Annotated in this window: 20 protein-coding genes and 1 pseudogene; 4 read left to right on the plus strand and 17 right to left on the minus strand. The window is 71.7% G+C overall.

The features are described 5' to 3' along the window. Positions 1-8 precede the first annotated feature (8 nt). The 15 genes and pseudogenes from ACWD4P_RS00090 to ACWD4P_RS00160 all read right to left on the minus strand — a co-directional run bounded on the left by ACWD4P_RS00090 (position 9) and on the right by ACWD4P_RS00160 (position 17,037). Positions 9-1,628, minus strand: coding sequence for an NADH-quinone oxidoreductase subunit M (locus ACWD4P_RS00090; protein ID WP_359827820.1), 1,620 nt, complete (start codon positions 1,626-1,628; stop codon positions 9-11). Positions 1,629-1,662: 34 nt separating this feature from the next. Next, positions 1,663-3,558, minus strand: coding sequence for an NADH-quinone oxidoreductase subunit L (gene nuoL, locus ACWD4P_RS00095; RefSeq protein ID WP_449778063.1), 1,896 nt, complete (start codon positions 3,556-3,558; stop codon positions 1,663-1,665). A 13-nt stretch (positions 3,559-3,571) separates the two neighbouring features. Further along, the gene (gene nuoK / locus ACWD4P_RS00100) at positions 3,572-3,871 is read right to left on the minus strand and encodes an NADH-quinone oxidoreductase subunit NuoK (protein ID WP_188309222.1); all 300 of its coding nucleotides are present in this window, start codon (positions 3,869-3,871) and stop codon (positions 3,572-3,574) included. Next, positions 3,868-4,830, minus strand: coding sequence for an NADH-quinone oxidoreductase subunit J (locus tag ACWD4P_RS00105; protein WP_449778064.1), 963 nt, complete (start codon positions 4,828-4,830; stop codon positions 3,868-3,870). The genes nuoK and ACWD4P_RS00105 overlap by 4 nt, the downstream gene beginning before the upstream one ends. Beyond that, on the minus strand, positions 4,827-5,435 hold the full coding sequence (gene nuoI, locus ACWD4P_RS00110; RefSeq protein WP_359827823.1) for an NADH-quinone oxidoreductase subunit NuoI: 609 nt from the start codon (positions 5,433-5,435) through the stop codon (positions 4,827-4,829). The genes ACWD4P_RS00105 and nuoI overlap by 4 nt, the downstream gene beginning before the upstream one ends. 6 nt (positions 5,436-5,441) lie before the next feature. Continuing rightward, positions 5,442-6,770, minus strand: a complete 1,329-nt coding sequence (nuoH, locus tag ACWD4P_RS00115; RefSeq protein ID WP_359827825.1) for an NADH-quinone oxidoreductase subunit NuoH — start codon at positions 6,768-6,770, stop codon at positions 5,442-5,444. A 155-nt stretch (positions 6,771-6,925) separates the two neighbouring features. Beyond that, positions 6,926-9,403 (minus strand): annotated as a pseudogene (locus ACWD4P_RS00120) (NADH-quinone oxidoreductase subunit G); the annotation flags it as partial. After that, positions 9,400-10,761 carry an NADH-quinone oxidoreductase subunit NuoF gene (nuoF, locus tag ACWD4P_RS00125; RefSeq protein ID WP_359820011.1) on the minus strand — a complete coding sequence of 454 codons (1,362 nt, stop codon included), beginning with the start codon at positions 10,759-10,761 and terminating at the stop codon, positions 9,400-9,402. The gene nuoF and the pseudogene ACWD4P_RS00120, both read right to left, overlap by 4 nt. Further along, positions 10,761-11,546 (minus strand): NADH-quinone oxidoreductase subunit NuoE, encoded by a 786-nt coding sequence (nuoE, locus tag ACWD4P_RS00130; RefSeq protein WP_359820014.1) that lies wholly within the window; start codon positions 11,544-11,546, stop codon positions 10,761-10,763. Before nuoE ends, nuoF begins: the two co-directional genes overlap by 1 nt. Next, positions 11,543-12,883 (minus strand): NADH-quinone oxidoreductase subunit D, encoded by a 1,341-nt coding sequence (locus tag ACWD4P_RS00135; RefSeq protein ID WP_449778065.1) that lies wholly within the window; start codon positions 12,881-12,883, stop codon positions 11,543-11,545. Before ACWD4P_RS00135 ends, nuoE begins: the two co-directional genes overlap by 4 nt. Further along, positions 12,883-13,596, minus strand: a complete 714-nt coding sequence (locus ACWD4P_RS00140; RefSeq protein WP_449778066.1) for an NADH-quinone oxidoreductase subunit C — start codon at positions 13,594-13,596, stop codon at positions 12,883-12,885. The genes ACWD4P_RS00135 and ACWD4P_RS00140 overlap by 1 nt, the downstream gene beginning before the upstream one ends. Continuing rightward, entirely contained in the window at positions 13,593-14,147 is a 555-nt protein-coding gene (locus ACWD4P_RS00145; protein ID WP_355265622.1) for a NuoB/complex I 20 kDa subunit family protein, read from the minus strand. Before ACWD4P_RS00145 ends, ACWD4P_RS00140 begins: the two co-directional genes overlap by 4 nt. 128 nt (positions 14,148-14,275) lie before the next feature. Further along, a complete protein-coding gene (locus ACWD4P_RS00150; protein ID WP_030060100.1) occupies positions 14,276-14,635 on the minus strand; it encodes an NADH-quinone oxidoreductase subunit A in 360 nt (119 codons plus the stop codon). A 585-nt stretch (positions 14,636-15,220) separates the two neighbouring features. Further along, positions 15,221-15,919 carry a response regulator gene (locus tag ACWD4P_RS00155; RefSeq protein ID WP_449778067.1) on the minus strand — a complete coding sequence of 233 codons (699 nt, stop codon included), beginning with the start codon at positions 15,917-15,919 and terminating at the stop codon, positions 15,221-15,223. A gap of 38 nt (positions 15,920-15,957) precedes the next feature. Continuing rightward, positions 15,958-17,037: a sensor histidine kinase gene (locus tag ACWD4P_RS00160; RefSeq protein ID WP_449778152.1), complete on the minus strand. Its 1,080-nt coding sequence runs from the start codon at positions 17,035-17,037 to the stop codon at positions 15,958-15,960. A 203-nt stretch (positions 17,038-17,240) separates the two neighbouring features. On the opposite strand from ACWD4P_RS00160, the gene ACWD4P_RS00165 reads away from it, so the two are divergent. Then, positions 17,241-17,816: a hypothetical protein gene (locus ACWD4P_RS00165; protein ID WP_449778068.1), complete on the plus strand. Its 576-nt coding sequence runs from the start codon at positions 17,241-17,243 to the stop codon at positions 17,814-17,816. A 13-nt stretch (positions 17,817-17,829) separates the two neighbouring features. On the opposite strand, the gene ACWD4P_RS00170 is transcribed toward ACWD4P_RS00165, so the two are convergent. Both ACWD4P_RS00170 and ACWD4P_RS00175 read right to left on the minus strand, forming a co-directional pair. Further along, positions 17,830-18,810, minus strand: coding sequence for a DMT family transporter (locus ACWD4P_RS00170; protein WP_449778069.1), 981 nt, complete (start codon positions 18,808-18,810; stop codon positions 17,830-17,832). Positions 18,811-18,986: 176 nt separating this feature from the next. Then, positions 18,987-19,652 (minus strand): CatB-related O-acetyltransferase, encoded by a 666-nt coding sequence (locus ACWD4P_RS00175; RefSeq protein WP_359820031.1) that lies wholly within the window; start codon positions 19,650-19,652, stop codon positions 18,987-18,989. Between the two features lie 95 nt (positions 19,653-19,747). Here ACWD4P_RS00175 and ACWD4P_RS00180 point away from each other — a divergent pair, with 95 nt between their 5' ends. The 3 genes from ACWD4P_RS00180 (at position 19,748) to ACWD4P_RS00190 (ending at position 21,743) form a co-directional block, all read left to right on the plus strand. Beyond that, positions 19,748-20,398: a TetR/AcrR family transcriptional regulator gene (locus ACWD4P_RS00180; RefSeq protein WP_449778070.1), complete on the plus strand. Its 651-nt coding sequence runs from the start codon at positions 19,748-19,750 to the stop codon at positions 20,396-20,398. An 84-nt stretch (positions 20,399-20,482) separates the two neighbouring features. Next, on the plus strand, positions 20,483-21,190 hold the full coding sequence (locus ACWD4P_RS00185; RefSeq protein WP_449778071.1) for a peptidylprolyl isomerase: 708 nt from the start codon (positions 20,483-20,485) through the stop codon (positions 21,188-21,190). A gap of 196 nt (positions 21,191-21,386) precedes the next feature. Further along, positions 21,387-21,743 (plus strand): MazG-like family protein, encoded by a 357-nt coding sequence (locus ACWD4P_RS00190; RefSeq protein ID WP_359820038.1) that lies wholly within the window; start codon positions 21,387-21,389, stop codon positions 21,741-21,743. Positions 21,744-21,884 lie beyond the last annotated feature (141 nt).

Below are 21,884 nucleotides of genomic sequence, written 5' to 3' on the forward strand. Positions count from 1 at the left end.
GGTGGCGCTCACTTCTGCTCACCTCCTGAGGTGGCGGCGACCGGGTGGGCCGGTGCCGGGTCGGTCTGGTGGACCTGCGAGAGCGTCGCGTTCACCGAGGGGTTGACCAGGTCGGTGAGCGGCTTGGGGTAGACGCCGAGCAGGATGGTCAGCGCCACCAGCGGGCCGACCACGGCGAGTTCGCGGGCCTTGAGGTCGGGCATCGCGCGGACCCCGTCCCGCACCGGGCCGGTCATGGTGCGCTGGTACAGCAGCAGGGCGTAGAGCGCGGCCAGCACGATGCCGAAGGTGGCCACGACTCCGATCGCCGGGTAGCGGGTGAAGGTGCCCACCAGGACCAGGAACTCGCTGACGAACGGGGCGAGTCCGGGCAGCGACAGGGTGGCCAGGCTTCCGATCAGGAACGTGCCGGCGAGCACCGGGGCGACCTTCTGCACGCCGCCGTAGTCGGCGATCAGGCGCGAGCCGCGCCGGGAGATCAGGAAGCCGGCCACCAGCATCCACGCCGCCGTGGACAGCCCGTGGTTGACCATGTAGAGGGTGGCGCCGCTCTGGCCCTGACTGGTCAGCGCGAAGATCCCCATGATGATGAAGCCGAAGTGCGAGATCGAGGCGTACGCCACCAGTCGCTTGATGTCCTTCTGGCCGACGGCCAGCAGCGCGCCGTAGACGATCCCGATCAGCGCGAGGACCAGGATCGCCGGGGCGAAGGTCTTCGAGGCGCCCGGGAACAGTCCGAGGCAGAAGCGCAGCATCGCGAAGGTGCCGACCTTGTCCACCACGGCGGTGATCAGCACCGCGGTGCCGGCGGTGGACTCGCCCATCGCGTTCGGCAGCCAGGTGTGCAGCGGCCACAGCGGGGCCTTCACCGCGAAGGCGAAGAAGAAGCCCAGGAACAGCGCCTTCTCGGCGGTGCCGGACAGCCGGAGCCGGCCGTCGGCGATCGCCGAGGTCAGCGTCGGCAGGTCGAAGGTGCCGAAGCCCTGGTCCTGCGCGATCACGTACAGGCCGATCACGGCGGCCAGCATCACCAGGCCGCCGAGCAGGTTGTAGAGCAGGAACTTCACGGCCGCGTAGGAGCGCTGGCGGGACGAATCGGGGCCGCCCGCGCGGTCCCCGAAGCCACCGATCAGGAAGTACATCGGGATCAGCATGGCTTCGAAGAACACGTAGAACACGAAGACGTCGGTGGCGTAGAAGGAGACGATCACCATCGCCTCCACCGCCAGGATCAGGGCGAAGAAGCCCTGGGTGCGGCGCCTGTTCTCGAAGGTGCCGTCCGGCCCGGCGGGCCCCGGGTCGGCGTCGTGCCAGGAGGCGAGGATCACCAGCGGCACGAGCACGGCGGTCAGCAGGGCGAGCACGGCGCCGATGCCGTCCACGCCGAGCGAGAAGGTGATGCCGAAGGAGCGGATCCAGCTGTACGACTCGGTCAGCTGGAAGCGGTCGCCGTGCGGCTCGAACCGCGTCGCCACCACGGCGGCCAGCACCAGGGTGACGGCCGAGGCGCCCAGCGCGACGGCCTTGGTGGTCCGGCGCCGGCTCTCGGAGGACCCGGCGGGCAGCGCGGCCGTCAGCACCGCACCGGCCGCCGGGACGGCACAGGTGGCGGTCAGGAGCACCGTCATGGCCGGCCTCCCCGACGCGTATCAGGACGAGTCATCACGTGGACCTCATCAGGAGAGTCGTGGCGACCAGCACCAGCGTGCCGCCGAACATGGAGAGCGCGTACGAGCGGACGAAGCCGTTCTGGACCCGCCGCATCCGGCCGGAGAGCCCGCCGATCGCGGCGGCCAGGCCGTTGACCACGCCGTCCAGGCCGCGGCTGTCGAAGAACACCAGCGCCGCGGCGAGCGCCGAGCCCGGCCGCACCAGCACCGCGTGGTTGAAGTCGTCCTGCAGCAGGTCGCGGCGGGCGGCCCGGGTGAGCGGGGAGCCGACCGGCGGCACCACCGGGACCGGCGAGCGCCCGTACATCAGGTAGGCGAGGCCGACGCCGGCCAGCATGCAGGCCGTGGTCAGCAGGGTGACCGTCAGCGGGGCGAGCGGGGAGTTGCCCTCGTCGTGCCCGGTGACCGGCTCCAGCCACTTCAGGAAGGAGTCGTTGAAGGCGAACAGCCCGCCCGCGAAGACCGAGCCGACGGCCAGCAGGACCATCGGAACGGTCATCGTCCGGGGCGACTCGTGCGGGTGCGGGGCGTTGCCGTCGCCGTCCGGTTGCCAGCGCTTCTCCCCGAAGAAGGTCAGCACCATCACCCGGGTCATGTAGAACGCGGTGACCGCCGCACCGACCAGCGCGCACAGCCCGAGGATCCAGCCCTCGGTGCCACCCTTGGCGAACGCCGCCTCGATGATCTTGTCCTTGGAGAAGAAGCCGGACAGGCCGGGGAAGCCGATGATCGCCAGATAGCCCAGGCCGAAGGTCACGAAGGTGACCGGCATGTACTTCCGCAGGCCGCCGTAGTGACGCATGTTCACCTCGTCGTTCATGCCGTGCATGACCGACCCGGCGCCGAGGAACAGCCCGGCCTTGAAGAAGCCGTGGGTCACCAGGTGCATGATCGCGAAGGCGTAGCCGATCGGGCCGAGCCCGGCCGCCAGCACCATGTAGCCGATCTGCGACATGGTCGAGCCGGCCAGCGCCTTCTTGATGTCGTCCTTGGCGCAACCGACGATCGCACCGAACAGCAGCGTGACCGCGCCGACCACCACCACGGCGGTCTGCGCGTCCGGAGCCAGGTCGAAGACCGCCGAGGAGCGGGTGATCAGGTAGACGCCCGCGGTCACCATGGTGGCCGCGTGGATCAGCGCCGACACCGGGGTCGGGCCCTCCATCGCGTCCCCGAGCCAGGACTGCAGCGGCACCTGCGCCGACTTGCCGCAGGCCGCCAGCAGCAGCATCAGGCCGATCGCCGTCAGCTTGCCCTCGCTCGCCTGGTGGGCGCCGCCGAAGACCGGATCGAAGGCGAAGGAGCCGAACTCGACGAACATCAGCATGATCGCGATGGACAGGCCCATGTCGCCGACCCGGTTGACGATGAAGGCCTTCTTGGCCGCCGTCGCCGCGCTCGGCTTGTGCTGCCAGAAGCCGATCAGGAGGTACGAGGCCAGGCCGACGCCCTCCCAGCCGAAGTACAGCAGCAGGTAGTTGTCCGCGACCACCAGCAGCAGCATGGCGGCCAGGAACAGGTTCAGGTACGCGAAGAAGCGGCGCCGGCGCTCGTCGTGCGCCATGTAGCCGACCGAGTAGAGGTGGATCAGCGTGCCGACGCCCGTGATCAGCAGGACGAAGGTCATCGACAGCTGGTCGAGCCGGAAGGCGACGTCGGCCTGGAAGCCGTTCACCGGGATCCAGCTGAACAGGTGCACGCCGACCGCCCGGTGCTCGGCGTCACGGCCGAGCATGTCCGAGAACAGGGCCAGGCCGAAGCCGAACGAGAGCGCCGCGAGCGCGGTGGCCAGCCAGTGGCCGTACCGGTCCAGCGCCCGGCCGCCGAGCAGCAGCAGGGCGGCGCCGGCCAGGGGAGCCGCCACCAGCAGCGGAATGAGAGAGTTCACCGAGGCCCTCCGCCTACAGCTTCATCAGATTGCTGTCGTCGACCGAAGCGGAGTGCCTGGTCCGGAAGATGGAGACGATGATGGCGAGGCCGACCACGACCTCGGCCGCCGCGACCACCATCGTGAAGAACGCGATGATCTGGCCGTCCAAGGTCCCGTGCAGCCTGGAGAAGGTCACCAGGGCGAGGTTCGAGGCGTTCAGCATCAGCTCCACGCACATGAACAGCACGATCGCGTTGCGCCGGATCAGCACGCCGGACGCGCCGATGGTGAACAACAGGGCCGACAGGTAGAGGTAGTTGACCGGGTTCACTCCGCGCCCTCCTCGTCGGCCGGGTGCTTCACGTTGTTCGCCGGCACCGGCCCGCCGTTCGCCGGCCCCCGGTCGCCGTTCGCGGGCACCGGGCCGCCGTTCACGGGCACCGGTTCCAGCGACTTGCGCGGGACCGTCACGGCCGGCCGCTCCGAGGACGGACGGCCCAGCCAGTCCGCCGTGGTGTTCTCCAGCTCCGCCATCCGCCGCAGCATCGCCTGGCTGACGTCCCGGACCTGGCCGCGCTCGCGCAGCGTCGCCATCACCGAGTCCTCGGCGATCGTGCCGTCCGGCAGCAGCCCCGGGACGTCCACCGCGTTGTGCCGCGCGTACACGCCCGGCGCCGGCAGCGGCGGCACCTGGATGTTGTCCCTGATCCGCTGCTCCGCCAGCTCCCGCTGCGTCTTCGGCGCCTTCACGTGCTCCCGGTGGGTGAGCACCATCGCGCCGATCGCCGCGGTGATCAGCAGCGCGCCGGTGACCTCGAAGGCCCACACGTACCGGGTGAAGATCAGCCGGGCCAGGCCCGGCACGTTGCCCTCGGCGTTCGCCTCGGCCAGCCCGGTGAAGTGGTTCAGCCTGGCGTTGGCGATCCCGGCGATCAGCAGCACGCCGAAGCCCAGCCCGCACAGCGCCGCGGCGACCCGCTGGCCCTTCAGCTGCTCCTTGAGGGAGTCCTCGCTGGTGACGCCGACCAGCATCACCACGAACAGGAACAGCATCATGATCGCGCCGGTGTAGACCACGATCTGCACCACGCCCAGGAACACCGCCCCCTGGGCCATGTAACAGACCGCCAGCGCCAGCATGGTGGCCGCCAGGCAGAGCGCGCTGTGCACGGCCTTGCGCATCAGCACCATGCCCAGCGCTCCACCGACCGCGATCACCGCGAGCACCCAGAACTGGACGGCCTCACCCGTGGAGGTCGTCCCGGCCGCTTCCGCCAGTCGCGCGATCACTGCCGCACCTCCTTCTCCCGGTCGGTGCGCTCCTGCTGGACCGTCCCCGGCGCCGCCGCGGTGACCTCGCCCCGGTAGTACGCGCCCTCGTCGGTGCCCGGGAAGATCGCGTGCGGGGTGTCGACCATGCCCTCGGACAGGCCCACCAGCAGCTGCTCCTTGGTGAAGATCAGGTCCCGCCGGGAGGAGTCGGCCAGCTCGTACTCGTTGGTCATCGTCAGCGCCCTGGTCGGGCAGGCCTCGATGCAGAGCCCGCACAGGATGCAGCGGGCGTAGTTGATCTGGTAGACCACGCCGTAGCGCTCACCCGGGGAGTAGCGCTCCTCGTCCCGGTTGTCCGCGCCCTCCACGTAGATCGCGTCGGCCGGGCAGGCCCACGCGCACAGCTCGCAGCCGACGCACTTCTCCAGGCCGTCCGGGTGCCGGTTCAGCTGGTGGCGGCCGTGGAAGCGCGGAGCGGTGGGCTTCTTCTGCTCCGGGTACTGCTCGGTGAGCCGCTTCTTGAACATGGCCTTGAAGGTCACGCCGAAGCCGGCGGCCGGGCCGAGGACCGACGGACGGTCGTCCCGCTCGGCGCGGCCCGTTCGATCGGACTGGTCGGACATCTCGGTTCAGCTCCCTTCGGAATGGTCGGCCCCGTTGAGGGCGTCCTGGAGTTGCTTCGGGGCGCGGCTGCGCCGGCGCGGCACCGGCGGAAGCACCTGGCCGGGCAGCGGCGGGACGGGGTAGCCGCCCGCCATCGGGTCGAACTCGGCCTTGGGCGGCGCCTCTTCGGGCTCCGGCTGCTTGCGCACGAAGTCCCGCAGCAGCGCCAGCAGCAGCACCACCCCGACCGGGGCGCCGACGTACAGCACCACCTCGCCGAAGCCGTAGCCCTCGTTGCGCAGCGCCCGCACGCTCGCGATCAGCACCAGCCACACCAGCGAGACCGGGATCAGCACCTTCCAGCCCAGCTTCATGAACTGGTCGTAGCGGAGCCGGGGCAGCGTGCCGCGCAGCCAGATGAAGAAGAACAGCAGCAGCTGGATCTTCAACGTGATCCACAGCATCGGCCACCAGCCGTGGTTGGCGCCCTCCCAGAAGGTCGACACCGGCCACGGGGCCCGCCAGCCGCCCAGGAAGAGGGTCGAGGCCACCGCCGAGACCGTCACCATGTTCACGTACTCGGCCAGCATGAACATCGCGAACTTCAGCGAGGAGTACTCGGTGTTGAAGCCGCCGACCAGCTCGCCCTCGGCCTCCGGCAGGTCGAACGGCGCCCGGTTGGTCTCGCCGACCATCGCGATGACGTAGACGATGAACGAGACCGGCAGCAGTGCCGCGAACCAGGTCGGTTGTTGGTGCGCCACGATCTCCGAGGTCGACATCGAGCCCGAGTAGATGAACACCGCCGCGAAGGACAGGCCCATCGCGATCTCGTAGCTGATCATCTGCGCGGACGAGCGCAGCCCGCCCAGCAGCGGGTAGGTCGAACCCGAGGACCAGCCCGCCAGCACGATGCCGTAGATGCCCACCGAGGCCGTCGCCAGGATGTACAGCAGGGCGACCGGGAAGTCCGTCAGCTGGAGCGGCGTGCGGGTGCCGAAGATCGACACCTCGTTGCCGGCCGGACCGAACGGGATCACCGCGAAGGCCATGAACGCGGGGATGGCGCAGACGATCGGGGCCAGGATGTAGACCACCTTGTCCGAGCCCTTGACCACCAGGTCTTCCTTCAGCGCCAGCTTCACGCCGTCCGCCAGCGACTGCAGCAGGCCCCACGGGCCGTGCCGGTTGGGCCCGATGCGCAGCTGCATCCAGGCCACCACCTTGCGCTCCCAGACGATCGCGATCAGCACCGTCAGGACCAGGAAGGCGAAGCAGAACACCGCCTTCAGCAGCACCAGCCACCACGGGTCCTGCCCGAAGAAGTGGAGCGTCTCGTACGGCTGCGGAGTCATCGGTCCTCCCCTTCGTCCGCGGTCCCGGCCGTGGTCGCCCCGGTCCGGTCCCGGGCCGCTTCGCCCTGTGCGGGTTCGCCCTGCGGCGCCTCGATCTGCGGCGCCTCGTCCTGCGGCGTCCCGTCCTGCGGTGCCTCGTCCGGTGCGGCCGGTTCCGGTTCGGCCCCGGGCCCGGTCCCGCTGCCGGGCTCGGCCGCGGCGATCGTGACCAGGTGGCCGACGGTGGTGCCGAGCGAGCGGTGGGCGCCGCCCGGCGTGGAGTCCAGCGGGATCCAGACCGTGCGGTCCGGGATCGAGTCGGTGACCTCCAGCGGCAGGGTCAGCGAACCGGCCGGACCGGTCAGCCGCAGCGCGCCGGCCGCCTCGGCGCCGACCTCCTTGGCCGTCTCCGCCGAGATCCGGGCCACCGCCCGGTGCCGGGTGCCCGCCAGGTGCTGGTCCCCCTGCTGCAGCACGCCGTTGTCCAGCAGCAGCCGCCAGCCCGCCAGCACCGCCTGGCCGGCGGCCGGGCGCGGCAGCAGGCCGGGGTGCGCGGCCGGGTCGGCCGGGCGGTCGCCCGTCCAGGGGACGAAGTGGTCCAGTTCCAGCCGGGCCGCCCGGACGTCCGGCAGGCCCAGCCGGTGGCCCAACGCGTCGGCCAGCATGCTCAGCACCCGCAGGTCCGACTGGAGGTGACGGCCCATCTGCTGGTCCGGCTTGAGCGCGGACTCGAACATCCGCACCCGGCCCTCCCAGTCCAGGAAGGTGCCGGCCTTCTCCGCGGCCGCCGCCACCGGCAGCACCACGTCGGCGCGCGCCGTCACCGCGGAGGGCCGCAGCTCCAGCGACACCAGGAACGGCACCGCCGCCAGCGCCTCGTCGGCCAGCGCCGGATCCGGCAGGTCGTCCGGGTCCACGCCGCCGACCAGCAGCGCGTCCAGCTCGCCCGCCGCGGCCGCCGCCAGGATCCCGGTGGTGTCCCGGCCCGGCCGGGACGGCGGTTCGACCCCGCCCCACACCGCGGCCGCCTCCGCCCGGGCCGCCGCGGCGGCCACCGGACGGCCGCCGGGCAGCAGGCCCGGCAGCGCGCCCGCCTCCACGGCGCCGCGCTCACCGGCCCGGCGCGGCACCCAGGCGAGCCTCGCGCCGGTCGCGTGCGCCAGCCGCAGCACGGCCGTCAGCCCGCCCGGGACGGCTGCCAGCCGCTCGCCCGCCAGGATCACCGCACCCGGCGCGCGCAGCAGTTCGGCCGCCCGGCCCGCATCGTCGTTCAGCGGCTCGTCCGCCGCCAGCGCCGCGAACCACTCCGGCTCGGTGCCGGGGGCGGCCGGCAGCAGCGCGCCGCGCAGCTTCGCCAGGCCCCGCGAGCCGAACGCGGCCACCGAGAACACCTTCAGGCCCGTCGCCCGGGTCGCCTTGCGCAGCCGCAGGAAGACGATCGGCGACTCCTCCTCCGGCTCGAAGCCCGCCAGCAGCACCACCGGCGCCCGGTCGAGGTCCTCGTAGGCCACCCCGGTGCCGTCCACGTCGACGCCCCGGCCTGCCACCGCCGCGGCGAGGAAGTCCGCCTCCTCGTCGCTGTGCGGACGGGCCCGGAAGTCGACGTCGTTGGTGCCCAGCACCACCCGCGCGAACTTCCCGTACGCGTAGGCGTCCTCGACCGTCACCCGGCCGCCCGCCAGCACGCCGGCGCGGACCCCGCGCAGCCCCTCGGCCGCCCGGGCCAGCGCCTCCGGCCAGGAGACCGGCACCAGCTCGCCGTCCACCCGCACCAGCGGGGTGGTCAGCCGGTCGCGCTGCTGGGCGTAGCGGAAGGCGAAGCGGCCCTTGTCGCAGTTCCACTCCTCGTTCACCGCCGGGTCCTCGCCGGCCAGCCGGCGCAGCACCTTGCCGCGCCGGTGGTCGGTGCGCTGCGCGCAGCCCGAGGCGCAGTGCTCGCACACGCTCGGCGAGGAGACCAGGTCGAAGGGACGCGAGCGGAACCGGTACGCCGCCGAGGTCAGCGCGCCCACCGGGCAGATCTGGATGGTGTTCCCGGAGAAGTACGACTCGAAGTCGTCCCCCTCGCCGGTGCCGACCTGCTGCAGCGCCCCGCGCTCCACCAGGTCGATGAACGGGTCCCCGGCGATCTGCTGCGAGAAGCGGGTGCAGCGCGCGCACAGCACGCAGCGCTCGCGGTCCAGCAGCACCTGGCTGCTGATCGGCACCGGCTTCTCGTAGGTGCGCTTCATGCCCTCGAAGCGGGAGTCGGCGGCGCCGCTGGTCATCGCCTGGTTCTGCAGCGGGCACTCGCCGCCCTTGTCGCAGACCGGGCAGTCCAGCGGGTGGTTGATCAGCAGCAGCTCCATCACGCCGCGCTGGGCCTTCTCGGCCACCGGCGAGCTGAGCTGGGTGCGCACCACCATGCCCTCGGCCACCGGGATGGTGCAGGAGGCGACCGGCTTGCGCTGGCCCTCGATCTCGACGATGCACTGGCGGCAGGCGCCGGCCGGGTCGAGCAACGGGTGGTCGCAGAAACGCGGGATCTGGGTGCCGATGGTCTCGGCGGCCCGGATCACCAACGTTCCCTTGGGGACCCGCACTTCGACGCCGTCGATGGTGAGCGTGACCAGTTCGACCGCGGTCTCGGAGGCGGTTGGCTCTGTGATCGTCACGCGTGCACCTCCCTTTCGGTGGCGGACTGGTGGCCGGGGCGGGGGCCGTCGGCCCAGACGGTGGAGGCGGCCGGGTCGAACGGGCAGCGGCGCTCGGCCAGGTGCTGCTCGTACTCGGCCCGGAAGTGCTGGAGCGAGGAGACGATCGGGCTGGCCGCGCCGTCGCCCAGCGCGCAGAAGGACTTGCCGTTGATGTTGTCGGCGATGTCGAGGAGCTTCTCCAGGTCCCCGTCGACGCCCTCGCCCGCCTCGATCCGCTTCAGCAGCTGGACCAGCCAGTAGGTGCCCTCGCGGCAGGGCGTGCACTTGCCGCAGGACTCGTGGGCGTAGAACTCCGTCCAGCGGGTGACGGCCCGCACCACGCAGGTGGTCTCGTCGAAGACCTGGAGCGCCTTGGTGCCGAGCATCGAGCCGGCCGCCCCGACGCCCTCGTAGTCCAGCGGGACGTCGAGGTGCTCGTCGGTGAACATCGGGGTGGAGGAGCCGCCCGGGGTCCAGAACTTCAGCCGGTGCCCGGCGCGGACGCCCCCGCTGAGGTCCAGCAGCTGACGCAGCGTGACGCCGAGCGGGGCCTCGTACTGGCCGGGGTTGGTGACGTGGCCGGAGAGCGAGTAGAGCGTGAAGCCCGGGGACTTCTCGGTGCCCAGGGCCTTGAACCACTCCTTGCCGCGGGACAGGATCGGCGGCACCGAGGCGATCGACTCGACGTTGTTGACCACCGTCGGGCAGGCGTACAGGCCGGCGATCGCCGGGAACGGCGGCCGCAGCCTGGGCTGGCCGCGGCGGCCCTCCAGCGAGTCCAGCAGCGCCGTCTCCTCACCGCAGATGTAGGCGCCGGCACCGGCGTGCACGGTGATGTCGAGGTCGACGCCCGAGCCGAGGATGTTCCGGCCCAGCAGCCCCGCCGCGTACGCCTCGGCGACGGCCGCGTGCAGCCGGCGCAGCACCGGGACGACCTCGCCGCGCAGGTAGATGAAGGCGTGGTCGCAGCGGATCGCGTAAGAGGCGATGATCATGCCCTCGATCAGCGCGTGCGGGTTGGCGAACAGCAGCGGGATGTCCTTGCAGGTGCCCGGCTCGGACTCGTCCGCGTTGACCACCAGGTAGTGCGGCTTGCCGTCGTTCTGCGGGATGAACTGCCACTTCATGCCCGTGGGGAAGCCGGCGCCGCCGCGACCGCGCAGCCCTGCGTCCTTGACCAGGGCGATCACGTCGTCCGGCGGCATGGCGAGGGCCGCCTTGAGGCCCTCGTAGCCGTGGTGCCGGCGGTAGGTGTCCAGCGTCCAGGGGCGGCTGTCGTCCCAGGAGTCGGACAGGACCGGGGTGAGCAGCTTCTCGGCCGGCTCGGCGGAGGTCATCACGCCTCGCTCCCTTCCTGGCCTGTACCCGCCTGACGGGGGGATTCCGGGCGGGGGGACTCGGGGCGGGGGGCGACGACCTTGGTGCCGGGGGCACCGGGCAGGGCCTCGCCGCGGGCCAGCCGCAGGCCGGCCAGGGACGGTGCGCCGCCGGCGCCGGACTCGTCGTTGGCACCCGGGCGCTCGTCGGGGAAACCCGCCAGGATCCGGGCGGTCTCCTTGAAGCCGCACAGCCGGGCGCCGCGGGTGGGCCGGACCTCGCGGCCCGCGCGCAGGTCGTCGACCAGCTGCCGGGCGCTGTCCGGGGTCTGGTTGTCGAAGAACTCCCAGTTGACCATCACCACCGGTGCGTAGTCGCAGGCCGCGTTGCACTCGATGTGCTCGATCGAGAGCTCGCCGTCCTCGGTGGTCTCGTTGTTGCGGATGCCCAGGTGCTCCTGGAGCTCGGCGAAGATCTGGTCGCCGCCGAGCACCGCGCACAGCGTGTTGGTGCAGACCCCGACGTGGTACTTCCCGGCCGGACGGCGCCGGTACATGGTGTAGAAGGTCGCGACCGCGGTGACCTCGGCGGTGGTGAGGTCCAGCTGCTCGGCGCAGAAGCGGATCCCGGTCGGGCTGACGAAGCCCTCCTCTGCCTGCACCAGGTGCAGCAGCGGCAGCAGCGCCGACCGGGACTGCGGGTAGCGGGCGATCAGCTCGGCGGCGTCGGCGGCCAGCCTGGCGTGCACCTCCTCGGGGTACGGTGCGGCCGGCAGTGCCGGCAGTCCGAGTTCGACGTTGGTCACCGGTCCACGCCTCCCATCACCGGGTCGATCCCGGCCACCGCGACGATCACGTCGGCCACCTGGCCGCCCTCGCACATCGCCGCCATCGTCTGCAGATTGGTGAACGACGGGTCCCGGAAGTGGACCCGGTACGGGCGCGTCCCGCCGTCGCTGACCACGTGCACGCCCAGCTCGCCCTTGGGCGACTCGACCGCCGCGTACGCCTGGCCGACCGGGACCCGGAAGCCCTCGGTGACCAGCTTGAAGTGGTGGATCAGGGCCTCCATCGAGGTGCCCATGATCTTCCGGATGTGGTCGAGGGAGTTGCCCATCCCGTCCGGGCCGACGGCCAGTTGGGCGGGCCAGGCGATCTTCTTGTCGGCCACCATGACCGGGCCCGGCCGCAGCCGGTCCAGGCACTGCTCGACGATCCGCAGCGACTGCTTCATCTCCTCCAGCCGGATCAGGAAGCGCCCGTAGGAGTCGGCGCTGTCGGCGATCGCGACCTCGAAGTCGTAGTCCTGGTAGCCGCAGTACGGGTCGGTCTTGCGCAGGTCGTGCGGCAGGCCGGTGGCGCGCAGGATCGGGCCGGTGGCGCCGAGGGCCAGGCAGCCGGGCAGGTCCAGGAAGCCGACGTCGACCAGACGGGCCTTGAACACCGGGTTGCCGGTGGCCAGTTTGTCGTACTCGTGCATCCGGGAGCGGAAGACCTTGACCGCCTCGCGGATCTGGTCGACGGCGCCGGGCGGCAGGTCCTGGGCCAGGCCCCCGGGGCGCACGTACGCGTGGTTCATGCGCAGGCCGGTGACCAGCTCGAAGACGTCCAGGATCAGTTCGCGGTCCCGGAAGCCGTAGATCATCAGGGTGGTGGAGCCGATCTCCATGCCGCCGGTGGCCAGGCAGACCAGGTGCGAGGCGATCCGGTTGAGCTCCATCATCATCACCCGGATGACGTTGGCGCGGTCCGGGACGTCGCCGGTGATGCCGAGCAGCTTCTCGACCGCCAGGCAGTAGGCGGTCTCGTTGAACAGCGGGGTCAGGTAGTCCATGCGGGTCACGAAGGTGGTGCCCTGGACCCAGCTGCGGAACTCCATGTTCTTCTCGATGCCGGTGTGGAGGTAGCCGATGCCGCAGCGGGCCTCCTTCACCGTCTCCCCGTCGATCTCCAGGATCAGCCGCAGCACGCCGTGGGTGGACGGGTGCTGGGGGCCCATGTTGACGATGATGCGCTCGTCGTCGGCCCGGCCGACCGCCTCGACCACCTCGCCCCAGTCGCCGCCGGTGACGGTGAAGACCCGGCCCTCGGTGGTGTCGCGGGCGTCCGCTTCCTCGGTCTCTCCATAGTGCTGGGTGTTCATCAGCTGTACGACCTCCGCTGGTCGGGAGCCGGGATCTGGGCGCCCTTGTACTCGACGGGGATGCCGCCGAGCGGGTAGTCCTTGCGCTGCGGGTGGCCCAGCCAGTCGTCCGGCATCATGATCCGGGTGAGCGCGGGGTGGCCTTCGAAGACCAGGCCGAAGAAGTCGTAGGCCTCGCGCTCGTGCCAGTCGTTGGTCGGGTAGACGCTCACCACGGAGGGGATGCGCGGGTCCGCGTCGGGCGCGGTGACCTCCAGCCGGATCAGCCGGCCGTGGGTGATCGACCGCAGGTGGTAGACCGCGTGCAGCTCCCGGCCCTTGTCCCCCGGGTAGTGCACGCCGCTCACGCCCAGGCAGAGTTCGAAGCGCAGCGCCGGGTCGTCGCGCAGGATGCGGGCGGTCGCCGGGAGGTGTTCGCGCTCGATGTGGAAGGTGAGCTCGCCCCGGTCGACCACGGTCCGCTCGATCACCTCGGCCGGGTCCAGGCCCTTCTCCTCCAGGGCGCCCTCCAGCTCGTCGGCGACCTCGTCGAACCAGCCGCCGTACGGGCGTTCACTCGGACCGGGCAGCGCGATCGGGGCGGCCAGGCCGCCGAAGCCCGAGGTGTCGCCGCTGCCCTTGGCGCCGAACATGCCCTGGCGGCGGCCGACCACCTCGACCGGGATCTCGCGGACCGGCTGCTCGCGGCGGGTCTCGGGTACCTGGTCGTTCATCGCAGCTGCCCCCGCATCTCGCTGATCGGGGTGGCCTTGAGGGCGAGCGCCTCGCCCAGTTCCTCGGCCCGGCGCTTGTTCACGCCCAACGGCTCGTGCTGGATCTTGTCGTGCAGCTTCAGGATGGCGTCCATCAGCATCTCCGGACGGGGCGGGCAGCCGGGGAGGTAGATGTCCACCGGGACGATGTGGTCGACGCCCTGGACGATCGCGTAGTTGTTGAACATCCCGCCGGACGAGGCGCAGACGCCCATCGAGATGACCCACTTGGGGTTGGGCATCTGGTCGTACACCTGGCGCAGCACCGGGGCCATCTTCTGGCTCACCCGGCCCGCCACGATCATCAGATCGGCCTGTCGGGGGGAGCCCCGGAAGACCTCCATGCCGAACCGGGCCAGGTCGTAGCGGCCCGCCCCGGTGGTCATCATCTCGATCGCGCAGCAGGCCAGACCGAAGGTGGCCGGGAAGAGTGACGCCTTGCGCACCCAGCCGGCGGCCGTCTCCACGGTCGTGAGCAGAAAGCCGCTCGGCAGCTTCTCCTCGATTCCCATCAGATCCCTCTCAATGCCCTCAAGTCCTCTGATACGTGGGCCGGTTCTGGCTTGTCCGCTCGTTCACAAGCGGGCGCGCAGCCGGCGGGCGGGTGGGGTCGCCACCCCGCGCTCGGACCGCTCCGCGCTCAGTCCCACTCCAGGCCGCCGCGCCGCCACACGTACGCGTAAGCGACGAAGACGGTGGCGATGAACAGGAGCATCTCGACCAGCCCGAAGATCCCCAGGGCGTCGAAGGTCACCGCCCAGGGGTAGAGGAAGACGATCTCGATGTCGAAGACGATGAAGAGCATCGCCGTCAGGTAGTACTTGATCGGGAACCGACCGCCGCCCACGGGCTGCGGGGTCGGCTCGATGCCGCACTCGTACGCCTCCAACTTGGCCCGGTTGTAGCGCTTGGGGCCGGTGAGTGAGGCCATCACGACGGAGCCGACCGCGAACGCCGCCGCGATGGCACCGAGTACGAGGATCGGCGCGTAGGCATTCATAGCCCCCGCTCCCTCCGTCCAGTCGTCCTTGACTGCAGATCGGAACCGGCGGGTCACGTAGAGGTGAACCCGCGTTCCAGTTCCCGAGATCCACCTCATGTGAGGCAGTTCACAAACCCTGGAACGAGCGCATCCTATGCCCGTCGGCTTGTGATCTGCGACACGCAGTTCACCGCCATCTTTGTGATCTACGACACCCTTCGAATGGGGTCGAATGCGAACATGCCCAGATTTGTCGACGCAAAGCAGTCAAACGATCACAAGCAGTCGCATTTACTTGTGAAGCGGCTGGTCAGGGGCACGTTCCTATATCAACTATGCGCCGACCGAAGCAAATTTCCGGGCGTCATGTTGACGTGTTATAGCGGCTCACTCGCAGGGGTGGCGGGGGGCCGAACGCTCGCTTGACCCTTCGTTCACAAGCGCGCGAACCCGTCGTCGGGCGGGCTTCATCTCCCTCGTTCCGTGCCTTCCGCCGGGCGCACTTCTACGCCCTCCCGCCACCCGGGGCCCGGCGGCCCGAACCACGGGCCGGGGCCGCATGCCGGCCACCGTCCCGGGCCACGTCCCCTCGGGTCGGGCCGGTTACCGGCGGCCCGTCTCCTGCTCCCAGACCCAGGCCGCGATGCCCACCCGGTTGCGCGCTCCGATCTTGCGCTGGACGTTGGCGAGGTGGTTCTTCACCGTCCCCGGTGAGATGAACAGCCCTGCGCCGATCTCGGCGTTGGTCGCACCGTCCGCCACCAGCTCCGCGATCTCCCTTTCCCTCGCGGTCAGTTCCTCCGCCGGCCCGGCCGCCGACTGCGGTACCGCCGCGGCCGCCTTGGCGCCCGGCCCGGGCTTCGGCTCGGCACCCGGGAGTGCCATGTGCCGCAGGAGGCGAACGGTGACCTGCGGACTGATCAACGCGTCCCCGGCCATCGCCGCCCGGACCGCCTCGATCAGCAGCACCGGCCCCGACCGCTTCAGCAGGAACCCGGCCGCCCCGTGCCGCAGCGCCGTGTGCACGTACTCGTCCAGGTCGAAGGTGGTCACCACGATCACCTTGCACTGATCGGCCAACTGTCGTGTGACCTCCAGGCCGTCGAGCTTCGGCATCCTGATGTCCGCGAGTACCACGTCCGGTCGCAGCCTCCGTGCCTCCGCCACCGCTGCGGCACCGTCCGCCGCCTCCGCCACCACCACCATGTCCGGCTGGACGTCCAGGATCATCCGGAACGCGCTGCGGACATCCGCCTGGTCGTCCGCGATCAGGATCCGAACCGGCCCTGTGCCATTGCCCATACCCGCACCACCTCCCCGTTGCCGACCCTCATCGGCTTCTACGATCCCGCCGGCCGTGCGTCGGCCTCCTCCAGCGGCAGCACCGCCGTCACCCTCCAGGCCTCCCGCTCGTGCGGACCGGCCTCCAGCGAACCTCCGAGGGCCTCCACCCGGGCCGCCAGCCCGGGCAGCCCGCTGCCGCCACCCCGGCGCGGCCGACCCGCCGCACTCGGCGCCCGACCGTCGCTGGTCACCGTCAGCTCCAGTCGTCCACCGCTGCGCCGGGCCCGGATCTCGACGACCCGCGCGGTCGGAGCGTGCCGCCGGACGTTGGTCAGGGCCTCGACCACGATCCGGTGGACCGTGCCCTCCACCTCGCGCGGCACCGGCTCATCCGGCAGCTCCAACCGGACCTCGGCACCGCCCGTCGCGGTGAACCGCTCGGCCACCTCGGCGAGTTCGGAGAGCCCTGGCAGGGGGCCCCGGCCGCCGCCCTCCTCGCTGCGCAGCAGCTGCACCGTCCGGTCCAGCGAGGCCAACGCCCGCTGCCCGGCCTGCTCTATTCGCCGGAACATCTCGGCCGCCCCGGCCGGATCGATCCCCGCCAGGTAGGCCCCGGCCTGGGCCTGGGCGACCATGCCGCTGACGTCGTGCGCCACGAAGTCGTGCAGGTCGTGGGCCAGTTCGAGCCGCTGTGCCCGTCTGGCCTCGGCCACCGCCCGGTTGCGCCCCTCGTCCAGACCCCGGAGGTAGAGCCCGACCAGGACGGCCGGCAGGGAGAGCATCGAGCCGAACCCGAAGAGCGTGAGCGTGTCCGCGGGCCCCTCGACGAAGGCGAACCGGGACGGCCAGAGGGCGACCGCTCCGCACGCCGTCCAGGCGGCCCCCGCACACCACGGGCCGTCCTCGGTGCGCAGGCTGAGGGCCACCGACAGCAGCAGGACGGCGAGCTCGGCCAGGCCCAGCAGCCCCGCCCAGCGCTGCCCCTCCGTCCAGCGGCCGAGGCCCCAGACGGCGACCGTGACCGCGGCCGACGCCGCCCCGAGCGCCATCGTCACGGACGCCGCGCCGTATCGCCCCCGCGCCGCCCAGGCCGGCGGCACCAGGGCCAGGACGATCCCGGCCAGGACCTGAGTCATCGTCACCACCTCTCCCCGACTCCTCTAATGCCGTCACACTACGACGCCGCCAGGGCGGCGCACCTGTGCCGATCGGCATATTTCAAAGGCCGGTTGAGCAGGAGGAACAGCCCGATCGGCATCTGCCGCAAACCCCCGGCGGGCCTCCAGTCTTGAGTCATCGCACCGGCCGCGGAGGCCGGAACCGAGAGGAGCCCACCGCCATGTCGAAGCTCGTGATCAACGCCCGCGGCACCGCCCACCGGATCGGGTCCACCGCCCCGGTCGTCCCGCCCGCGCCGCGCTGGGCCCGGATCGCCGCCGGGGCCGCCGTCCTCACCACCGTCCCCTCCGGGTTGTGGCGGATCGTCTTCGGTTTCGGCGTCCCGGTCGGATTCAGCGGTGCGACGGCCGCGGCCTTCGCCGAGCACCAGCCGGGCTGGGGCACGGTCTACTGCGTGGCGCTGAGCGCCCTGGCCGAGTCGCTGGCCTTCCTGACCCTGGGGCTGGTCCGGCCCTGGGGGCTGGTCGCACCCCGATGGATCCCGCTGATAGGCGGCCGTCGGGTCCGACCGCTAGCGGCGGTCGTCCCGGCGCTGCTGGGGGCGGTGGTGCTCACGGTCCTCGGCATGGAGGGGCTGTTCGGCCGCTGGGCCCACAACCTGACCGAGCCCGGGTCACCGACCGGCTTCGCCGCCGTGGTGATGACACTCGCCTACCTGCCCCTGGTCGCCTGGGGCCCGCTGCTCGGTGCGGTCGCCCTCGACTACGCCCGCAGGACGCTGCGGCCGCGCCGGTGACGAAGGCAGTGGTTCACACCGGGGCCGGTTCCGCGCTCGCGCCCTCCGTGTCGGCCCCGCCCGGGCTCCCGCCCTTGGCCGGGCCCGGCCCGGGAGCGGTGCGCCGGCCCCACTCGGTCGCGCCGAGCACCAGGGCTCCGCCGAGCAACGCGAGCGGGCCCATCCGGTTCCCGGCCACGGCGATCCCGAAGACGGCGGCCCACAGCGGCTCGGTGCCGAGCAGCAGGCTCACCCGGGACGGTGAAGTGGCCCGGACAGCCCACATCTGGACGAAGAAGGCGAACAGGGTGCAGAGCAAGGACAGATGCAGCAGCCAGGCCCACTGGCCGGCCCCGTACGAGCGCGCGACGGTCCACGGTGCGGGCCCGACGGACAGCGCCACGACGGCGAACACCGCGGTGGCCACGGCGAGCTGGACCCAGGTCAGGGCCAGCATGTCGGTGTCCCTGACGGCCCGGGTGCGGGCCGTCGCCAGGACGAACGCCGAGCGGACGAAGGCGGCGCCCAGCACCAGCGCATCACCGAGCGTCGGAGGGCGCAGCCCGCCGTCGCCGGTGAGCAGGGCGACGCCGAGGACGGCCAGCCCGGCCGCCGCGAGGAAGGCCTTCGGCGGTGCGGTCCGGCCGAGGGCGCTCTCACCGAGCGGGGTGAGCACCATCGCGAGGCTGATGATCAGCCCGGCGTTGGTCGCCGAGGTGTGTACGGCGCCATAGGTCTCCAGCAGGAAGATCCCGCTGAGCACCAGCCCCAGGGCGGCGCCGCCGAGCCACTCGGCGCGACTCAGTCGCCGCAGGGCACGCCAGGCGAGCACCCCGAGCAGCGGCAGCACCAACCCGAACCGCAGCACGAGCATGGCCACGACCGTCCCGGGCTCGGCCACCCGTTGGACGGCCAGGAAGCTCGACCCCCACACCACGGCCACGAGCAGGACCGGAAGATCACGAAGGGCCGGCGAGGGCGAGCCCTCGGACAGGCCGGACATGGAGGCTGGCATGCGAAAGATCCCTCCGAACGGACGGAACCGGCGGGTGCGAGTGCCGTACAACGTCGGACGGACCCTGGAGCCGGGCGGTAGGCCCGGCGGCGAACGGGGTGGAGCGCGGAGCAAGGGGGCGCCATCTTCGCGCATCGGGCCGCCGGTGATCAATGCCCTGCACGGGCACGGGTGGGTCAGGCGGCGAGCAGACCGTTCGCCGCGGCGATCGCCTCGATGTCGGCCGGGGTGCCGGACATGATGGCGCGGACGTGCTCGGTGACCAGCTCGGCCGGCCAGTCCCACCAGGCCGCGCGGAGCAGGCGCGCGATGTCGGCGTCGTCGAAGCGGCGACGGATCGGGCGGGCCGGGTTGCCCCCGACGACGGTGTACGGCTCGACGTCGGAGGTGACCACCGCTCCGGCGGCGATGATCGCGCCGTCGCCGATCCGGACGCCGGACAGGACGGTGGCCCCGTGGCCGAACCAGACGTCGTTGCCGACCACGGTGTCGCCCCGGCTGGGCAGGCCCGTGACGATGTCGAGGGTCCGCTCCGTCCAACTGCCGCCGAACATGGTGAAGGGGAAGGTGGAGACTCCGATGGTCGGGTGGGCGGCACCGGCCATCAGGAACCGGGTGCCGGTGGCGATCGCGCAGTACTTGCCGATCACCAGCCGCTCGGGGCCGAAGGCGTAGAGGACGTTTCGCTCCTCGAAGCGGGTGGCCCCGTCGGGGTCGTCGAAGTAGGTGTACTCACCGACCTCGATCCGCGGGTCGGTGAGGAGCGGGCGCAGCAGGACGACGCGGTCGTGGTCGGCGAGCGGGTGGAGGGCGGTGGGGTCGGGGATGACGGTGGCGGACACGCAAGGCTCCTCTCGTAATGCGACTTAAGTCGCATTACGATGAGCATCGCACGCCCGCCACCCTGCGGCAAGACTTAACGCAACTGGAGTCGACTTTGACTGAAGCACCTCACCCCACGCCGGAGCCCCACACCCCCACCCCGCGCCCGGGCGGCCGCAGCGCCCGGGTCCGGGCGGAGGTGGTCACCGCCACGCTCGCCGAGGTCACCGAGAAGGGGTACGACGGCCTCACCGTCGAGGCGGTCGCCACCCGCTCCGGCATCCACAAGGCGACCCTCTACCGGCGCTGGGGCGGGGTGGACGGCCTGGTCGCCGACGCCTTGACCACCTCCGCTGATCAGCCGTGGCCCCTGCCCGACACCGGCGACCTCCAGCAGGACCTCCGCCGGATCACCCAGGAGGTGTTCAGCGTCTTCACCGACCCGGAGCTCGGCCCCACACCGACCGCGCTGATCTCCGCCGCCCAGCGCTCGGACACCGGCGCGGCCGCCCTGCGAGCCTTCTTCGCGGCCCGCCACCGCCAGGCCGCCGAGGTGGCCGAACGGGCCGTCGCCCGAGGAGAACTGCCGCCCGGGACGGACGGCGCCGAGGTGGTCCGGGCCGCCACCGCGCCGCTCTACTACCGCCTCTTCGTCTCCGGCGAACCGCTGGACGCCCACGCCGCCGAACGGGCCGCCGATGCCGCCGCCCTGGCTGCCCGCGCCGGACTCTTCGCGCCCACCACGACCGCCCCGGGGCAGAACTGACAAACCATCACAGCACAGCCGCCCGAGGAGCAACGGCCGCCCCAACCCCTACCGCATCCCCACCCGGCCGTGGATGATGCACCCATGACAACCCCGCCGTCCACCACCCCCCGGAAGGCCCGTCACGTGAACCGCAAGCACTGGGCGCTGGTCGCCGCCGCCACCGTCCTCCCGCTCGTGGCGAGTACCGGTACCGCCATCGCGGACACCCCCGCGGCCGCCGCTCCCACCGCCGGCTGCACCTACACACCGGCCGTCCCGGCCGACAACTTCAAGGGCATCCCGGTGTTCGACGCCAAGAAGGCGGCGAAGCCCTACCGCGCGACACTGCGAACCAGCCAGGGCCAGATCACCTTCGAGGCGCTGACCGACAAGGCGCCCTGCACCACCTTCTCGTTCCGCTTCCTCGCCGAGCACGACTACTTCGACCGCAGCCACTGCCACCGCCTCACCACCCAGCGGATCTACGTCCTCCAGTGCGGCGACCCGACCGGCACGGGCAGCGGCGGTCCGGGCTACTCCTTCCCGGACGAGAACCTGACCGGCGCCACCTACCCGGCCGGCACCGTGGCCATGGCCAACGCCGGCCCGAACACCAACGGCAGCCAGTTCTTCTTCGTCTGGAAGGACACCAAGCTCTCCCCCGCCTACACCCCGTTCGGCCGGATCGCCGCCGGGCTGGACGTCCTCCAGAAGATCGCCGCCGGTGGCGAGGACGACCAGAACAACCCGGGCGACGGCTTCCCCAACCTCCCGGTGAACATCCGCAACGTGAAGATCAGCACCCGCTGACCCGGCGGGCCGGACAGCCCCGGCCCGCCCGCCCGCTCGCCCGCCCGCTCGCCCCGCTCCCACACCGCTCCCACCCGCGCCAGCTCGCCCCGCGCCAGCCCACCCCGCTCCCGAGCAGCCCCGGTCTCGGCCCCCGGCCTCACTCCCGTACGGTGGCAGCACCAACGACACCGCATGGGAGCAGGAGCGACGCCGCATGGACAGCCGGATCTGGGAGAGCGTCGACCACCTGGTCGCATGGCTGGACGAACAGAGCACGCTGTCGCCCCAGGAGGAGCGGCTGCTGAGGATCCTCAAGCTGTCCGAGGAGATCGGCGAGGTCGGTGCGGCGGTGATCGGCGCCACCGGCCAGAACCCGCGCAAGGGCGTCACCCACACCTGGGAGGACGTCCAGCACGAGCTCTGCGACGTCGTCTTCTCCGCCCTCGTCGCCCTGAGGACCCTCACCCCCGACGCGGCCCGGATCTTCTCCGAACGCCTCGCCTACGTCGAGCAGCGCTCCGCCGCCTCCCGCCAGGCACCGGAAGCACGCCCGGCGGCCGACGAGCTGTAGCCGCACGCTCCTGCGCCGCCCCCTCGGGCGGGCAGGCAGAGCAGGCCAGAAGAGGGCGGACGCCCGGCCTCAGGCGTCCGCCCGGCCCCGGGCGCTCACGCCACCCCGGGCCACGCGCCCCCGGGCGTCCGCCCGGCCCCG

It is taken from the genome of Kitasatospora sp. NPDC002543, assembly GCF_053594915.1.

Excerpts from the sequence above, each read along its gene's own strand:
- ACWD4P_RS00090 (WP_359827820.1), bottom strand. The coding sequence starts at position 1,628 with ATGACGGTGCTCCTGACCGCCACCTGTGCCGTCCCGGCGGCCGGTGCG.
- nuoI (WP_359827823.1), bottom strand. The coding sequence starts at position 5,435 with ATGTCCGACCAGTCCGATCGAACGGGCCGCGCCGAGCGGGACGACCGT.
- nuoH (WP_359827825.1), bottom strand. The coding sequence starts at position 6,770 with ATGACTCCGCAGCCGTACGAGACGCTCCACTTCTTCGGGCAGGACCCG.
- nuoF (WP_359820011.1), bottom strand. The coding sequence starts at position 10,761 with ATGACCTCCGCCGAGCCGGCCGAGAAGCTGCTCACCCCGGTCCTGTCC.
- ACWD4P_RS00135 (WP_449778065.1), bottom strand. The coding sequence starts at position 12,883 with ATGAACACCCAGCACTATGGAGAGACCGAGGAAGCGGACGCCCGCGAC.
- ACWD4P_RS00140 (WP_449778066.1), bottom strand. The coding sequence starts at position 13,596 with ATGAACGACCAGGTACCCGAGACCCGCCGCGAGCAGCCGGTCCGCGAG.
- ACWD4P_RS00145 (WP_355265622.1), bottom strand. The coding sequence starts at position 14,147 with ATGGGAATCGAGGAGAAGCTGCCGAGCGGCTTTCTGCTCACGACCGTG.
- ACWD4P_RS00150 (WP_030060100.1), bottom strand. The coding sequence starts at position 14,635 with ATGAATGCCTACGCGCCGATCCTCGTACTCGGTGCCATCGCGGCGGCG.
- ACWD4P_RS00155 (WP_449778067.1), bottom strand. The coding sequence starts at position 15,919 with ATGGGCAATGGCACAGGGCCGGTTCGGATCCTGATCGCGGACGACCAG.
- ACWD4P_RS00160 (WP_449778152.1), bottom strand. The coding sequence starts at position 17,037 with ATGACTCAGGTCCTGGCCGGGATCGTCCTGGCCCTGGTGCCGCCGGCC.
- ACWD4P_RS00165 (WP_449778068.1), top strand. The coding sequence starts at position 17,241 with ATGTCGAAGCTCGTGATCAACGCCCGCGGCACCGCCCACCGGATCGGG.
- ACWD4P_RS00170 (WP_449778069.1), bottom strand. The coding sequence starts at position 18,810 with ATGCCAGCCTCCATGTCCGGCCTGTCCGAGGGCTCGCCCTCGCCGGCC.
- ACWD4P_RS00185 (WP_449778071.1), top strand. The coding sequence starts at position 20,483 with ATGACAACCCCGCCGTCCACCACCCCCCGGAAGGCCCGTCACGTGAAC.
- ACWD4P_RS00190 (WP_359820038.1), top strand. The coding sequence starts at position 21,387 with ATGGACAGCCGGATCTGGGAGAGCGTCGACCACCTGGTCGCATGGCTG.